Source organism: Streptomyces sp. NPDC014907 (genome assembly GCF_055562975.1).
Genome location: NZ_JBVHEG010000014.1, coordinates 30685 through 46459 on the forward strand (window position 1 = coordinate 30685; position 15775 = coordinate 46459).

Annotated in this window: 11 protein-coding genes; 6 read left to right on the forward strand and 5 right to left on the reverse strand. The window is 72.6% G+C overall.

The genetic code is table 11. The features are described 5' to 3' along the window. Window positions 1–3: 3 nt before the first annotated feature. Complete coding sequence (locus tag ACZ3IL_RS26770; protein ID WP_467394289.1) at window positions 4–1377, forward strand: FAD-dependent oxidoreductase; 1374 nt, start codon at window positions 4–6, stop codon at window positions 1375–1377. A 155-nt stretch (window positions 1378–1532) separates the two neighbouring features. Here the strand turns inward: ACZ3IL_RS26770 and hemE are convergent, their stop codons facing one another. Continuing rightward, window positions 1533–2609 carry a uroporphyrinogen decarboxylase gene (gene hemE, locus ACZ3IL_RS26775; RefSeq protein WP_467394291.1) on the reverse strand — a complete coding sequence of 359 codons (1077 nt, stop codon included), beginning with the start codon at window positions 2607–2609 and terminating at the stop codon, window positions 1533–1535. A gap of 91 nt (window positions 2610–2700) precedes the next feature. Between hemE and ACZ3IL_RS26780 the strand changes: the two genes are divergently transcribed. The 5 genes from ACZ3IL_RS26780 (at window position 2701) to ACZ3IL_RS26800 (ending at window position 9390) form a co-directional block, all read left to right on the forward strand. Continuing rightward, a complete protein-coding gene (locus ACZ3IL_RS26780; protein ID WP_467394293.1) occupies window positions 2701–3393 on the forward strand; it encodes a DUF3000 domain-containing protein in 693 nt (230 codons plus the stop codon). 362 nt (window positions 3394–3755) lie between these two features. Further along, a complete protein-coding gene (locus ACZ3IL_RS26785) occupies window positions 3756–4421 on the forward strand; it encodes a response regulator transcription factor (RefSeq protein WP_015037008.1) in 666 nt (221 codons plus the stop codon). Between the two features lie 81 nt (window positions 4422–4502). Further along, window positions 4503–5786 (forward strand): HRDC domain-containing protein, encoded by a 1284-nt coding sequence (locus ACZ3IL_RS26790; protein ID WP_467394295.1) that lies wholly within the window; start codon window positions 4503–4505, stop codon window positions 5784–5786. Window positions 5787–6049: 263 nt separating this feature from the next. Continuing rightward, entirely contained in the window at window positions 6050–7264 is a 1215-nt protein-coding gene (locus tag ACZ3IL_RS26795; protein WP_467394297.1) for a thiolase family protein, read from the forward strand. Continuing rightward, entirely contained in the window at window positions 7261–9390 is a 2130-nt protein-coding gene (locus tag ACZ3IL_RS26800; RefSeq protein ID WP_467394299.1) for a 3-hydroxyacyl-CoA dehydrogenase NAD-binding domain-containing protein, read from the forward strand. Before ACZ3IL_RS26795 ends, ACZ3IL_RS26800 begins: the two co-directional genes overlap by 4 nt. A gap of 73 nt (window positions 9391–9463) precedes the next feature. Here the strand turns inward: ACZ3IL_RS26800 and ACZ3IL_RS26805 are convergent, their stop codons facing one another. From ACZ3IL_RS26805 to ACZ3IL_RS26820, 4 genes are all read right to left on the reverse strand, one after another. Next, window positions 9464–10558, reverse strand: a complete 1095-nt coding sequence (locus ACZ3IL_RS26805) for a PLL family lectin (protein WP_467394301.1) — start codon at window positions 10556–10558, stop codon at window positions 9464–9466. Between the two features lie 99 nt (window positions 10559–10657). Further along, complete coding sequence (locus ACZ3IL_RS26810) at window positions 10658–12136, reverse strand: amino acid permease (protein ID WP_467394303.1); 1479 nt, start codon at window positions 12134–12136, stop codon at window positions 10658–10660. Between the two features lie 201 nt (window positions 12137–12337). Beyond that, window positions 12338–14257: a 1-deoxy-D-xylulose-5-phosphate synthase gene (gene dxs / locus ACZ3IL_RS26815; RefSeq protein ID WP_467394305.1), complete on the reverse strand. Its 1920-nt coding sequence runs from the start codon at window positions 14255–14257 to the stop codon at window positions 12338–12340. A gap of 237 nt (window positions 14258–14494) precedes the next feature. Further along, on the reverse strand, window positions 14495–15775 hold the full coding sequence (locus tag ACZ3IL_RS26820; protein ID WP_467394417.1) for a sugar ABC transporter permease: 1281 nt from the start codon (window positions 15773–15775) through the stop codon (window positions 14495–14497).

Sequence of the window (15775 nt, forward strand, 5' to 3'; positions counted from 1 at the left end):
CCCATGAGCGAACGACTGGTGGTCATCGGTGGGGACGCGGCGGGCATGGCCGCCGCGTCGCAGGCGCGCAGGCTCAGGTCCCCCGGAGAGCTGGAGATCGTCGCCTTCGAGCGCGGGCGCTTCTCCTCGTACTCGGCCTGCGGCATCCCCTACTGGGTCGGCGGGGACGTCGGGTCGCGCGACGCCCTGATCGCCCGCTCCCCCGAGGAGCACCGGGCCCGTGACATCGACCTGCGGACGCGGACCGAGGTGACGGAGATCGACGTCGAGGGGCAGCGGGTCCGCTCCCGGGACCTGGAGAAGGGGACGGAGGAGTGGACCGGCTTCGACAAGCTGGTGATCGCGACGGGCGCCACGCCCCTGCGCCCGCCGGTGCCGGGGATCGACGCGCCCGGGGTGCACGGGGTGCAGAACCTGGGCGACGGGCAGGCGCTGATCGACGCGCTCTCCCGTACGGAGAACCGGCGGGCGGTCGTGGTCGGCGCCGGGTACATCGGGGTGGAGATGGCCGAGGCCCTGCTGAAGCGGGGCTACGAGGTCACCGTCCTCAACCGGAGCGAGCAGCCGATGGCGACCCTGGACCCGGACATGGGCCGTCTCGTGCACGAGGCGATGGACGGGCTCGGGATCAGGACGGTCAACTCGGCGGCGGTCACGAAGGTGCTGACCGGGGCGGACGGCCGGGTCCGCGCGGTGGCGACGGACGACGCCGAGTACCCGGCGGACGTGGTGGTCCTGGGCACGGGCGTGGCGCCGGAGACCTCGCTCGCCCGCGCGGCGGGGCTGCCGCTGGGGGCGTACGGCGGGCTGCTCACCGATCTGGCGATGCGGGTCCGGGGCCACGAGAACATCTGGGCGGGCGGTGACTGCGTGGAGGTCCTGGACCTGGTGTCGGGCCGGGCGCGGCACGTCGCCCTGGGGACGCACGCCAACAAGCAGGGCCAGGTCATCGGGTCGAACGTCGGCGGCGGTTACGCGACCTTCCCGGGCGTGGTGGGCACGGCGGTGTCGAAGGTGTGCGACCTGGAGATCGCGCGGACGGGACTGCGGGAGAAGGAGGCCCTGGAGGCGGGGCTGCGGTTCGTGACGGTGACCGTCGGGTCGACCAGCCGCGCGGGCTACTACCCCGGGGCCGCTCCGATGACGGTGAAGATGCTCGCCGAACGCCGGACGGGACGGCTGCTCGGGACGCAGATCGTGGGCCGGGAGGGCGCGGCGAAGCGGGTGGACGTCGCGGCGGTGGCGCTCACGGCGGGGATGACGGTGGAGCGGATGACGGCCCTGGACCTGGGGTACGCGCCGCCGTTCTCGCCGGTGTGGGACCCGGTGCTGATCGCGGCCCGCAAGGCGACGGCGGCGGTCCGCGAGGCGGGCTGAGCGGGCCCCGGGGGAACGGGCCGGGCCGGGGCCGGGCACGACGGGCCGGACGCGGGGTCCGGCGGAACGGCCGGGCCGCGGACCGCGCACGGCGGCGGCCGCCGGGAGGGGTGTCCCGGCGGCCGCCGCCGTCGTGCGCGCGTGCCCGGCCGGGGTCAGACGGCCGTGCGGGTGTGGACGTACTCCACGAGGCGGGAGAGCGCGTCCGGGTCGGTGGTGGGCAGCACGCCGTGGCCCAGGTTGAAGACGTGCCCCTCCAGGCCCTTCGCGGCGGCCAGGACCTCGTCCGTCTTGGCCTCGACGGCCTCGCGGGTGGAGAAGAGCACGGCGGGGTCCAGGTTGCCCTGGAGCGCCTTGCCGGGGCCGACGCGGCGGGCGGCCTCGTCCAGCGGGACGCGCCAGTCGACGCCGACGACGTCCGCGCCCGCCTCTCCCATGAGGCCGAGCAGTTCGCCCGTGCCGACGCCGAAGTGGATGCGCGGGACGCCGTACCCGGCGACCGCGTCGAACACCTTCACGGAGGCGGGCATCACGGAGCGGCGGTAGTCGGCCGGGGCGAGGGCGCCGACCCAGGAGTCGAAGAGCTGCACGGCGGAGGCGCCGGCCTCGATCTGGACCTTGAGGAAGGCCGAGGTGATCCCGGCGAGGCGGTCGAGGAGGTCGGCCCAGAGCTGCGGGTCGCCGTACATGAGCGCCTTGGTGTGCTCGTGGTTGCGCGACGGGCCGCCCTCGACCAGGTAGCTCGCGAGGGTGAAGGGCGCGCCGGCGAAGCCGATGAGCGGGGTGTCGCCCAGCTCGCCGGTGAGCATGCCGATGGCCTCGGTGACGTAGTGGACGTCCTCGGGGGTCAGGTCGCGCAGCCGGTCCAGGTCGGCGCGGGTGCGGATCGGGTCGGCGACGACCGGACCGACGCCGGGCTTGATGTCGAGGTCGATGCCGATGGCCTTGAGGGGGACGACGATGTCGCTGAAGTAGATGGCGGCGTCGACCCCGTGGCGCCGCACCGGCTGGAGCGTGATCTCGGTGACCAGCTCGGGCCGCATGCACGACTCCAGCATGGGGATGCCCTCGCGGACCTTCAGGTACTCGGGGAGGGAACGCCCGGCCTGCCGCATGAACCAGACGGGGGTGTGGGGCACCGGCTCGCGCCGGCACGCCTTGAGGAACGCGGAGTCGTACGTCCGCGACTGCTGCTTCGTCTGCTGGCCCTGCGGGCGATCGTTGGCACTCACGCCCAGAATCTTCGCATGTGGCGGGAAGCGGCTCGTCCGGGCCGGGTGTCCCTCCCTGCGCGGAGGGTCCGTTCCGCCTACTCTTCCCCGCATGGCTGCGGCTCAGGGACATTTTTCCGATCATTCCGACGGCGATCGAGGGACGGACGAAACGGCGGACAGCACGGAGACGAACCCGGCGCCACCGCCGTTCCGGCGGGCGGTGGAGGCCCTGCGCGGGGCGCGGTTGCGGTCCGAGGTCGAGGTCGAACCGACCAGGCCGCCGCAGCGGCTGGCCCCGTACGCGTACGCGGTGGAGGCGGCCGTCGTGGACGGCGAGGAGGACCTGGCGGACGGGCGTCTCGTGCTGCTGCACGATCCGGACGGGCACGACGCCTGGAAGGGCACGTTCCGTCTGGTGACGCTGGTCCGCGCGGAGCTGGAACCGGAGATGGCGTCGGACCCGCTGCTGCCGGAGGTGTGCTGGTCCTGGCTGACCGGGGCCCTGGAGGCGCGGGGGCTGGCGTACGGGGAGGCGGGCGGGACCGTCACCATGGCGGGCTCTCACTATTTCGGCGGGCTCGCGGACCGGCGGCCGGCGACGCAGATCGAGATCCGGGCGTCCTGGACGCCGCGCGAGGGTCTGGCCGGGGTGCCGGACACGGGGGCGCACCTGGCGGCCTGGTGCGACCTGCTCTGCCAGGTCGCGGGGCTTCCGCCGGCGCCGCCGGACCCGGGGGCGGGCACGGCCTCGGGGGCGGGGGTCGTCTCGCTGCCCCAGCGGCGGGGGCCGCAGCAGGTGTGATGGCGCCGCGCGACCGCCCCGGGTGTCCTCCGGGCCCACCGGGGGTCCGGACCCTCCGGGGGTCCGGGGCGTTCGGGGGTTCAGGGCTTTCGGAGGTCCGGGACGTTCGGGGTTCGGGCCCTCCGGGGCGTTCGGAAAGGTGCTCCGGGGCTCCCTCGGGAGGGTGAAGCAAGGGGAGTTACTCGTAGGATGATCGATCAAGCGTCCGAATTGCCCTAATTGTTACTCACCAAATCGTGATCTTTCCCTAAAGGCGGGCGGCCCCGGTGCCGAAGGAGTCAGTGACCCCTTCACAGCACGGGTCCGCCCCCGGCTTCTTCCCCGAGCCGGCTCCGTCCCCCACCTTCCCCCCAGGAGGCCTGGTGTCCGTTCTCCTCGAGCAGCCCGCAAGCCTGGTCGCCTACCGCCCGAACAAGCCGACGGCCATGGTCGTCGTGGCCGACCCGCGCGTCCGTTCCACCGTGACCCGCCACTTGTGGGCCCTCGGAGTACGTGACGTGATCGAGGCGTCGTCCATCGCGGAGGCCCGCCCCCGCGTCGGCAACCCGCGCGACATCTGCGTTGCCGACGTCCACCTGCCCGACGGCAGCGGCCTGACGCTGCTGTCCGAAACCCGCGCGGCCGGCTGGCCCAACGGCCTCGCCCTCTCGGCCGCCGACGACATCGGCGCCGTGCGCAACGCCCTGGCCGGAGGCGTGAAGGGCTACGTCGTCACCGGCACCCGGACCAACATCGGCCACCCCACCCGCCCCGGCGCCGCCCCCATCGGCGCCGCGGCGGCCCGTCTGGGCCACCGCCGCCCCCCGGGTGCCCCGAGCCACCCGGGCGGCTACCGCGAGCTCTCCGGCCGCGAGGTCGAGGTGCTGCGGCTCGTCGCGGAGGGCCAGTCGAACAAGGCGATCGGCGTCTCCATGGGCCTCTCCGCCCTGACCGTGAAGAGCCACCTCGCCCGCATCGCCCGCAAGCTGGGCACCGGCGACCGCGCCGGGATGGTCGCGGTGGCCCTGCGGACGGGGATCATCCACTGACCGGCGGCGGACAACCGGCGGGCACCTGTCGAGGGAACGTTCCGTCGACAGGTGCCCGCCGTTCACCGATACCCTTGACGGGTGACCGACGCCCGAGAGACCGCAGCAGACACAGCACTGCGCACCACCGGGGGCGGCCCCCCGGACGACGACGTCCCTGCGCATGGGCTTCCGATCCCGTTGCTGGCGCCCCGCGAAGGGGTGCCGCCCGTCGTCGAGACCGGGGAAGCCCTCGCCGGGGTGATCGCCGCCTTCGCGGCCGGAACCGGCCCCGTGGCCGTGGACGCCGAGCGCGCCTCCGGCTACCGCTACGGGCAGCGCGCCTACCTCGTCCAGCTCCGGCGCGAGGGCGCCGGCACCGCGCTGATCGACCCGGTGGGCTGCCCCGACCTCTCGGGGCTCGGCGAGGCGCTGACCGGCACCGAATGGATTCTGCACGCGGCCACCCAGGACCTGCCCTGCCTGCGTGACATAGGCATGGTGCCGACCTCGCTCTTCGACACCGAGCTGGCCGGCCGGCTCGCGGGCTTCCCCCGCGTCGGCCTCGGCGCGATGGTCGAGTCCGTCCTCGGCTACGCCCTGGAGAAGGGCCACTCCGCCGTGGACTGGTCGACGCGCCCGCTCCCCGAGCCCTGGCTGCGGTACGCGGCGCTCGACGTGGAGCTCCTCGTGGACCTGCGGGACGCCCTGGAGGAGGAACTCGACCGCCAGGGGAAGCTGGAGTGGGCGCGCCAGGAGTTCGACGCGATCGCCTCGGCCCCGCCCGCCCCGCCGCGCAAGGACCCGTGGCGGCGGACCTCCGGCATGCACAAGGTGCGCCGCCGGCGCCAGATGGCGGTCGTGCGCGAGCTGTGGACGGCCCGTGACCGGGTGGCGCAGCGGCGCGACGTCTCCCCCGGCAAGGTGCTGAGCGACGCGGCGATCGTGGAGGCGGCGCTCGCGGTGCCGGTGAACCTGGCCGCGCTCACGGCGCTGCCCGGTTTCGGCCATCGCATGGGCCGCCGTCAGCTGGAGCAGTGGCAGGCCGCGGTCGACCGGGCCAGGGCGCTGCCGGAGAGCGAGCTGCCCCAGCCGGGCCAGCAGGTGGCGGGGCCTCCCCCGCCGCGCGCCTGGGCCGACAAGGACCCGGTCGCGGCGGCCCGCCTGTCGGCCGCGCGCGCGGCGGTCTCGGCGCTCGCCGAGGAGCTGAACCTGCCGCAGGAGAACCTGATCACCCCGGACACCGTGCGCCGGGTCTGCTGGGAACCGCCGTCCCGGGCGGACGCGGAGGGCGTCGCCGCCGCGCTGACGGGGTACGGGGCGCGTCCCTGGCAGGTCGGTCTGGTGACCCCGCTGCTGGTGAAGGCGCTGGCGGCGAGCGCGTGACCCCGTCGGGCGGCCCCGCGCGCCCGGAGCCCCGGCGGCGCCCGTGATTCCCGCCCGCGGAGCCCCCGCCACCCGGAAGGGTGACGGGGGCTCCGTCGCGTCCGGCCGTTCCCCGGGGTGTCCGGCAGAGTTCCCGGTGTGACCTTCGCCGCTTGCCCCCCAAGGGGTGGGCAGCATGGTTACCCGCAAGTAGCATGGGGGAGCAAGCGCACGCTTAGGCGTGTGTCGCAGCAGGCCGTTCCGCACCCTGGAGGAGAGCCATCGTGCCTCGTACCGTCAGGGACGTCGTCTTCGTCGACGGCGTCCGCACCCCGTTCGGCAAGGCGGGCCCGAAGGGCATCTACCACGAGACTCGCGCCGACGACCTCGTCGTCAAGGCCATCAGGGAGCTGCTGCGCCGCAACCCGGGCCTCGACCCCCAGAAGATCGACGAGGTCGCCATCGCCGCGACCACGCAGATCGGCGACCAGGGTCTGACGCTCGGCCGCACGGCGGGCATCCTCGCCGGGCTGCCGCAGTCGGTGCCGGGCTACTCCATCGACCGCATGTGCGCCGGCGCCCTCACCGCCGTGACGAGCGTCGCCGGTTCGATCGCCTTCGGCGCCTACGACGCCGTCATCGCCGGCGGCGTCGAGCACATGGGCCGCCACCCCATGGGCGAGGGCGTCGACCCGAACCCGCGCTTCGTGTCGGAGAAGCTCGTCGACGAGTCCGCCCTCTTCATGGGCATGACCGCCGAGAACCTGCACGACCGCTACCCGAGCATCACCAAGCGGCGCGCCGACGAGTACGCCGTGCGCTCGCAGGAGAAGGCCGCCAAGGCGTACGCCGACGGCAAGATCCAGCAGGACCTGGTGCCGATCTCGGTCCGCCGCACCTCCCCCGAGGGCGGCGAGACGGGCTGGGGCCTGGTCACCGCCGACGAGCCGATGCGTCCGGGCACCACCCTGGAGTCGCTCGCCAACCTCAAGACCCCGTTCCGCGTCCACGGCAACGTGACCGCCGGCAACGCGGCCGGCCTGAACGACGGCGCCACCGCCTCGATCATCGCCTCCGAGGACTTCGCCCGCGAGAACGGCCTCCCGGTCAAGATGCGCCTGGTCTCGTACGCCTTCGCCGGCGTCGAGCCCGAGGTCATGGGCTACGGCCCGATCCCGGCCACCGAGAAGGCCCTCGCCAAGGCGGGCCTCTCGATCGGGGACATCGGCCTCTTCGAGATCAACGAGGCCTTCGCGGTCCAGGTGCTCGCCTTCCTGGAGCACTACGGCATCGCCGACGACGACGCCCGCGTCAACCAGTACGGCGGCGCGATCGCCTACGGCCACCCGCTCGCCTCCTCCGGCGTCCGTCTGATGACGCAGCTGGCCCGCCAGTTCGAGGAGCACCCGGAGGTCCGCTACGGCCTCAACACGATGTGCGTCGGCTTCGGCATGGGCGCCACGGTCATCTGGGAAAACCCCCACTGGGAGGGCAAGTGAGCACCACCGCCGAGCTTCTGAAGGGCGCCGCCGAGCTCTTCCCGGACGAGGTCGTGACCTCGGCCCACGTACGGCACTTCGAACTCCCGGCGAACGCCGGCCGGTTCGCGCTGATCACGCTGGACAACGGCTTCGACCACACCAAGCCGACCACCTTCGGCCCGCAGTCCCTCGCCCACCTGAACACGGCGATCGACCAGGTCGAGGCCGAGGCCGCGAACGGTGAGATCGTCGGCGTCGGCGTCACCGGCAAGCCGTTCATCTTCGCCGTCGGCGCCGACCTCAAGGGCGTCGAGCTGCTGAAGAAGCACGACGAGGCCCTCGCCATCGGCAAGGGCGGCCACGACGTCTTCAAGCGTCTGTCCTCCCTCGCCGTGCCGACCTTCGCGTACTACAACGGCGCGGCCATGGGCGGCGGCGTCGAGGTCGGTCTGCACTGCACCTACCGCACCGTGTCGAAGGCCCTGCCCGCCTTCTCGCTGCCCGAGGTCTTCCTCGGCCTGGTGCCCGGCTGGGGCGGCTGCGTCCTCCTGCCGAACCTGATCGGCGCCGAGAAGGCCGTCTCGGTCATCATCGAGAACTCGCTGAACCAGAACCGCCAGCTCAAGGGCGCGCAGGTCTTCGAGCTCGGCATCGCCGACGCGCTCTTCGAGGGCGCGGACTTCCTGGAGCAGTCGCTGATCTGGACGGCCTCCGTCCTGAACGGCACCGTGACCGTCGAGCGCCCCGAGATCGACCGCGGCGAGGCCTGGGACCGGGCCGTCGCCAAGGGCCGCCTCGTCGCCGACTCCAAGGTGCACGGCGCCGCCCCGGCCGCCTACCGCGCCCTCGACATCATCGAGGCCGCCAAAGACGGAGACCTGCAGAAGGGCTTCGACGCCGAGGACCTGGCCCTCGCCGACCTGATCATGGGCGGCGAGCTGCGTTCCGGCATCTACGCCTTCAACCTGGTGCAGAAGCGCGGCAAGCGCCCCGCCGGCGCCCCGGACAAGTCGCTGGCCCGTCCGGTCACCAAGGTCGGCGTCGTGGGCGCCGGTCTGATGGCCTCCCAGCTCGCCCTGCTCTTCCTGCGCCGTCTGGAGGTGCCGGTCGTCCTGACCGACATCGACCAGGAACGCGTCGACAAGGGCGTGGGCTACGTCCACGGCGAGATCGAGAAGCTGCTCGGCAAGGGCCGCATCAACCAGGACAAGGCCAACCGTCTCAAGGGCCTGGTCTCCGGCGTCCTGGACAAGGCCGAGGGCTTCGCGGACGCGGACTTCATCATCGAGGCCGTGTTCGAGGAGATGGGCGTCAAGCAGAAGGTGTTCGCGGAGGTCGAGGCGGTCGCCCCGGCGCACGCGATCCTCGCCACCAACACCTCCTCGCTGTCCGTCTCGGAGATGGCCTCCAAGCTCAAGCACCCCGAGCGCGTGGTCGGCTTCCACTTCTTCAACCCGGTCGCGATCCTCCCGCTCCTGGAGATCGTCCGCGGCGAGAGGACGGACGACGCCTCCCTCGCCACCGCCTTCGGCGTGGCGAAGAAGCTGAAGAAGACCGCGGTCCTCACCAAGGACGCCCCGGCGTTCGTCGTGAACCGCATCCTGACCCGCTTCATGGGCGAGATCCAGAACGTCATCGACGAGGGCACCCCGGTCGAGACGGCCGAGAAGGCCATCGAGCCGCTCGGTCTGCCGATGTCCCCGCTGGTCCTCCTGGAGCTCGTCGGCCCGGCCATCGGCCTGCACGTCTCCGAAACCCTGAACCGCTCCTTCCCGGACCGCTTCAAGGTCTCCCCCAACCTGAAGGCGGTCGTCGAGGCCGGCAAGCGCGGCTTCTACGTGTACGACTCCGGGAAGCCGGAGCTGGACCCGGAGGTCGCCGCCCTCCTGAAGCAGGGCGACACCGTCCTGACCGAGGAGCAGGTCCGCGACCGCGTCCTGGACGCGGTGGCGCAGGAGATCGGCCTGATGCTGGAGGAGGGTGTCGTCGCCGAGGCGCAGGACATCGACCTCTGCCTGATCACCGGCGCGGGCTGGCCCTTCCACCTGGGCGGCATCACGCCGTACCTGGACCGCGAGGGCGTCTCCGAGCGCGTCAACGGCAGGCGCTTCCTGGCGCAGGGCGTGGCGAGCGTCCCGGCGTAACGCCCCGAGGCCCGTACGCGGACGGCCCCGGCACCTCTTCCCAGGTGCCGGGGCCGTCCGCGTGCGGGCGGTCTCAGCCTATGGAGCGCCGGTCCCCGAGGCGGAGCCCTTCCCCGTCCGCGTCCGGGCGGGCGACGACCGGCGGGCGTCCGGGGGCCGCGGTCATCACGACGAGGCCGCCGTCGGGCCCCTGGGCGAGGACGGTGTCCGGCCCGTCCTGCGGGTCCCCGGTCTCCGTCCAGGCCAGTTCCTCCCCCTCCTCCTCGCGCTCGCTCGGGCGGCCGGTGAGGGCGATCCGGCCGTCGGCGGTCCGCCGGGCGAGGACCGTGCGGTCGGAGCCGCCGACGAGACAGCGGGTCGCGAACAGCGGGCCCGTGCCGGCCGCCCGGCCGAGGAGCGTCGGTTCGAGGCCGCGCTCCGGGGACCAGGCGCGCAGGCCGTCCTCCTGGTCGACGTAGAAGAGGGTGACGTGTCCGGAGGGGCCGGTCACGGCCGCGAGCGTGCCCATGGCCACCGAGGCGGGCAGCAGTTCCTCGCGGATCGGCTTGGCCCCGGACTCGCGCTGGACGTAGCGGACGAGGCCCTTGGCGTGCGAGCTGTACAGCTCGACGAAGCCGAGGCCGTTGGTGACGGCGACCGGTGAGGGGTCGGTCTTGGAACCGAGCAGGTCCCACCAGGGGTGCCAGCCGCCCGCGTCCTTCTGGGCCCGCACGCTGACGCCCCCGCCCCCGTTGCGGCAGAAGACGTACGCGCGGCCGATGCCGTCCACGGTCACGCTCGGGTTGCCCGTCCAGGCGTAGGACCTGCCGTTGGGGTGGGCGAGCGGACGCCATTCGAGGGCGGGCCGGCCCGTCTGGAACTGGACGGTGTGCACCAGCTCGACGTGGTCGGGTTCGCCGTCGGCCACCGGCCGGGCCGCCACGAGGTGGACGTATCCGTCGGTCCCCTGTCCCACCGAGAGGCCCGGCGCCAGCCCGCCGCCGCCGAGCGACACGGGGCCGGTCCAGCGGCCGTCGGAGCCCTCGGTCCAGCGCACCACCTCGCCGTCCCGGGGCAGATAGGCGCTGAATCTCCCTTCCTTGCCGCGGGTCAGCCAGGGGCCTTTCAGCCGCAGGGCCCCGGCGGGGTCGTGGAGGTGGGCGAGGGGGGCCTGGGATCGGTTCGCCATGGGGGAATCCAGCACTCCGGTCATCGGGGGGAGTTCGGGTACGAGCCGACTGTAGCCGCCCTCCCGGGCCCCGTTCCCCGTGCCTCCGGCGTCACCCGTTCAGCGCTGGACGGCCCCGTCCTCCCGGGCGAGCCGGCTGTGACGGCGCCCGTACAGGAAGTACACGACGAAGCCGATGAGCATCCAGACGGCGAACCGGAACCAGGTCTCGCCCGGCAGGTTGAGCATCAGCCAGAGCGAGGCGGCGATGGAGAGGACCGGCAGCGCGGGCACCCAGGGGGTGCGGAAGGCGCGCGGCAGGTCGGGCCGGGTGCGGCGGAGCATGATGACGCCGGCCGCGACCACCACGAAGGCGAAGAGGGTGCCGATGTTCACCAGGGTCGCCAGCTCGTTGATGCTGGTGAAGCCGGCGACGACCGCGATGATCACGCCGAGCAGGATCGTCGGCCGGTACGGGGTCCGGAAGCGGGGGTGGGTGACGGAGAAGAAGCGCGGCAGCAGGCCGTCGCGGCTCATCGCGAAGAAGACGCGGGTCTGGCCGAGCAGCAGGATCAGACAGACCGTGGTGAGGCCGACGGCGGCGCCGAAGCTGATGACGCCCGCGTAGAAGGGGTGCCCGGCGGCCTTGAAGGCGTCGGCGAGCGGGGCGCTCACCGACAGCTCCTTGTAGTTCTGCATGCCGGTGACGACGAGCGAGACGGCCACGTAGAGCACCGTGCAGATGAGGAGCGAGCCGAGGATGCCCCGGGGCATGTCCCGCTGCGGCAGCTTGGTCTCCTCGGCGGCGGTGGCCACCACGTCGAAGCCGATGAAGGCGAAGAAGACGACGGAGGCGGCGGTGAAGATGCCCATGACGCCGAAGTTGGTCGGCTCGTACCCGAAGAGCAGCTGGACCAGCGGGGAGCTCCAGTTGGAGCCGCCGCCCTCCGGGGTGACGGCGGGCGGGACGAAGGGCTTGTAGTTGTCGCCGACGACGAAGAACAGGCCGGCGACGATCACGATCATCACCACGGTCACCTTGATCGCCACGACGATCGTGGTGATGCGGGCGGACAGCTTCATGCCCAGGACGAGGACGACCGTGAGGACCAGGACGAGCACGAACGCCAGGATGTCGAAGGTCCCGCCCGCCACGTCCGGGCCTTCGAGGGCGGCGGGCAGGTGCCAGCCGATGTTGTCCATGAGCGAGCGGACGTAGCCCGACCAGCCGACGGCCACCACCGCCGTCCCGAGGGCGAACTCCAGGACCAGGTCCCAGCCGATGATCCAGGCGGGCAGCTCGCCGATGGAGGCGTACGCGAAGGTGTAGGCCGAACCCGCCACCGGCACCGTCGAGGCGAACTCGGCGTAGCAGAGGGCGGCGAGGGCGCAGACGACGCCGGCGGCGACGAAGGCGATGGCCGTCGCCGGTCCGGCGTTCTCCTTGGCGACCTTGCCGGTGAGGACGAAGATGCCGGTGCCGATGATGACGCCGACGCCGAAGACCGTGAGGTCCCAGGCGGACAGGGATTTCCGGAGGGCGTGCTCCGGTTCCTCCGTGTCGCGGATCGACTGCTCGACCGACTTGGTCCGGAACATGCCGGAATTGGCCCGTGGCCGCTGGTCCGTACTCACCGTGGTACCTCCGCGCTCTGTCCGACGTCGGTCTCGGCGCCCCCGCGAGCCGGGGGCTGGGATACGTCTCCCCGAACAGAGCCAGAATGCACGCGAATGGGCCGGTCGGCACCCGGGAGGGTGAACCGACCGGCCCAAAGGACGGTCCCGGAGGCTGCCGGGGCGTCAGTCGCCGACGGGCTCCACGGCCTTGGCGCTGCCCTCGTACCGGCCGTCGAACCGCGAGACGAGGCCGGTGACCTGCCGTGCGATGTCCGGGGCGGTCAGGCCGATCTCCGCCAGGATCTCGCCGCGCGAGGCGTGGTCGAGGAAGCGGGGCGGAATGCCGAAGTCGCGCAGCGGCACGTCCACCCCGGCGTCGCGGAGCGCCTGGGCGACGGCCGAGCCGACGCCGCCGACGCGGCTGTTGTCCTCGACGGTCACGACGACCCGGTGGCGCTCGGCGAGCGGGGCGAGGGCCTCGTCGACGGGCTTGACCCAGCGGGGGTCGACCACGGTGGTGGAGATGCCCTGCCGGTCGAGGAGGTCGGCGATCTCCAGGCACATGGGCGCGAGGGCGCCCACGGAGACCAGGAGGACGTCGGGCCGGTCCGTGCCGGGCTCGCGGAGGACGTCCATGCCGCCGACGCGGCGCAGCGCGGGGACGGCCGGGCCGACCGCGCCCTTGGAGAAGCGGACCACGGTCGGGGCGTCGGTGACCTCGACGGCCTCGCGGAGCTGGGCACGGACCTGGTCGGCGTCGCGCGGGGCGGCGAGCCGCAGGCCGGGCACGACCTGGAGGATCGACATGTCCCACATGCCGTTGTGGGAGGCGCCGTCGGTGCCGGTGACGCCGGCCCGGTCGAGGACGAAGGTGACGCCGCACTTGTGCAGGGCCACGTCCATCAGGACCTGGTCGAAGGCGCGGTTGAGGAAGGTGGCATAGACCGCGAAGACCGGGTGGAGGCCGCCGGTGGCGAGGCCGGCGGCGGAGACCGCGGCGTGCTGCTCGGCGATGCCGACGTCGAAGACCCGGTCGGGGAAGGCCTTGGCGAACCTGTCGAGGCCGACGGGCTGGAGCATGGCCGCGGTGATGGCGACGATGTCCTCGCGCTCCTTGCCCAGGGCGACCATCTCGTCGGCGAAGACGCCGGTCCAGTCGGCGCCGGAGGAGGCGATGGGCAGACCGGTGTCGGGGTGGATCTTTCCGACGGCGTGGAAGCGGTCGGCCTCGTCCTGGAGGGCGGGCTGGTAGCCGCGCCCCTTCTCGGTGAGGCAGTGGACGATGACGGGGCCGCCGAAGCGCTTGGCGCGCGTCAGGGCGGACTCCAGGGCCTCGATGTCGTGGCCGTCGATGGGGCCGACGTACTTGAGGCCGAGGTCCTCGAACATGCCCTGGGGGGCGATGAAGTCCTTGAGGCCCTTCTTCGCGCCGTGCAGCGTCTCGTAGAGCGGCTTCCCGACGACCGGGGTGCGCTCCAGGATGTCCTTGCCGCGGGCGAGGAAGCGCTCGTAGCCGTCGGTGGTGCGCAGGGTCGCCAGGTGGTTGGCGAGGCCGCCGATGGTGGGCGCGTAGGAGCGCTCGTTGTCGTTGACGACGATGACCAGCGGGCGGTCCTTGGCGGCGGCGATGTTGTTCAGCGCCTCCCAGGCCATGCCGCCGGTGAGGGCCCCGTCGCCGATGACGGCCACGACGTGGTCGTCCTTCTTCAGGACCTCGTTCGCCTTGGCCAGACCGTCGGCCCAGCCGAGGACCGTGGAGGCGTGCGAGTTCTCGATGACGTCGTGCTCGGACTCGGCCTGCGAGGGGTAGCCGGAGAGGCCGCCCTTCATCTTGAGCTTCGAGAAGTCCTGACGTCCGGTGAGGAGCTTGTGGACGTAGCTCTGGTGGCCGGTGTCCCAGAGGACCTTGTCCTTCGGGGAGTCGAACACCCGGTGCAGGGCGATGGTCAGCTCGACCACGCCGAGGTTGGGCCCGAGGTGCCCGCCGGTCTTGGAGACGGCGTCCACGAGGAACGTCCGGATCTCGTCGGCCAGCTGGTCCAGCTGCTCCGGGGAGAGCCGGTCCAGGTCTCGCGGTCCCCTGATACGGGTCAGCAGAGCCACCCGTTCCTCCTTGCGTTTGAGCTGGTCGAGCTTGCCGATTCGTCGAGTCTAATGTTCCGTCCCGGATCGCGGGCATCGGGCCGGGCGGCGGGGCGTCGTTCCCCGGGCCGGAAACCCGGCGTCCGTGCCGCCCGCGGCGGAACGTCCCGTACTGCTCGGGACGCCAGACCGCCCGGCGCCGGTTTCACGGCGCCGGGCGGTGTGGCGAGCGTTACGCGCGCGGGGTTCCCGGGTGTGTCAGGCGCGTCCCGCCGTCTTCTGCGTGCGGCGGGAGACCGAGTCGATGATCACGGCGATGAGGAGGACCGCGCCGGTGATCATGTACTGGATCGCGTTGGAGGACAGGTTCAGCTGGTTGAGGCCCTGGACGATCGACTGGATGACCAGGATGCCCAGGAGCGCCGACCAGACCTTGCCGCGCCCGCCGAACAGGGACGTGCCGCCGATGACCGCCGCGGCGATGCACATCATGAGCTGGTTGCCGCCGCCGAGGGAGCGGTCCGCGCCGCCGGTCGCGGAGGCGAGGAAGAGACCGCCGACGGCGCCCAGGGTGCCGGAGATCATGAAGACCGAGACGCGGATCCACGCCACGTTGATGCCGGCCCGGCGGGCCGCCTCGATGCCGCCGCCGACGGCGAAGACCTGGCGGCCGTAGGTGGTGCGGCGGAGCACGAAGTCGGTGACGAGCAGGATCACCAGGAAGATCACCAGCGAGAGCGGCAGGCCCTGCTGCTGGTTGAAGCCGTACGCGGCGACGAGGACCAGGACCGCGAGGACGGCGGTGCGCAGGGCGATCTCGCTCTGCGGGCGGTGCGGAAGGCCGGCGGTCCGGCGGCGGCGCGCGTCGCGGAACTGGGCCAGGTAGAAGGCGGCGACCACGGCGACGGCGAGGCCGTAGGCGGCGGCGACGTCGGAGAAGTAGTACTTGGTGAGGTCGCCGACGAAGCTGCCGATCGGGGTGGAGATGGTGGAGCGCTCCCCCATCACCCAGGTCTGGAGGCCGGCCCAGCCGAGGAAGCCGGCGAGGGTGACGACGAAGGCGGGCACGCCGATCTTGGCGAACACGACGCCGTGGAAGGCGCCGATCAGGGTGCCGGACAGGATGCCGAGGAGGATGGCGAGCCCGTCGGGCATGTCGGTGCCGAGGACGCCCCAGACGGAGCCCGCGAGACCGGCCACGGAACCGACGGCGAGGTCGATCTCGCCGAGCAGCAGGACGAAGACGATGCCGACGGCCATGATGCCGGGGCCGACCGCGTACAGCGTGATCTGGTCGAGGTTGTACGGGGTGATGAAGTTGCCGGTGAGGGCCTGGAAGACGACGCCGATGACGATGAGGCCGACGACGACGGGCAGCGAGCCGATCTCGCCGGAGCGGATCTTGCGCCGGAACTCGTCGACGTACCCCTTGAAGCCCTGCTCGCGGACGAGGAGGCGCGGGTCGACGGCGGGCACCGCGGCGGCGGCCGGGGCCTCGGTGACCGGCGCGTCGCCCTCGGGGGCGCGGGGGTCGGGCAC

Coding starts and splice junctions, on each gene's coding strand:
- ACZ3IL_RS26770 (WP_467394289.1), top strand. CDS start 4: ATGAGCGAACGACTGGTGGTCATCGGTGGGGACGCGGCGGGCATGGCC.
- ACZ3IL_RS26780 (WP_467394293.1), top strand. CDS start 2,701: ATGGCTGCGGCTCAGGGACATTTTTCCGATCATTCCGACGGCGATCGA.
- ACZ3IL_RS26805 (WP_467394301.1), bottom strand. CDS start 10,558: ATGGCGAACCGATCCCAGGCCCCCCTCGCCCACCTCCACGACCCCGCC.
- ACZ3IL_RS26810 (WP_467394303.1), bottom strand. CDS start 12,136: ATGTTCCGGACCAAGTCGGTCGAGCAGTCGATCCGCGACACGGAGGAA.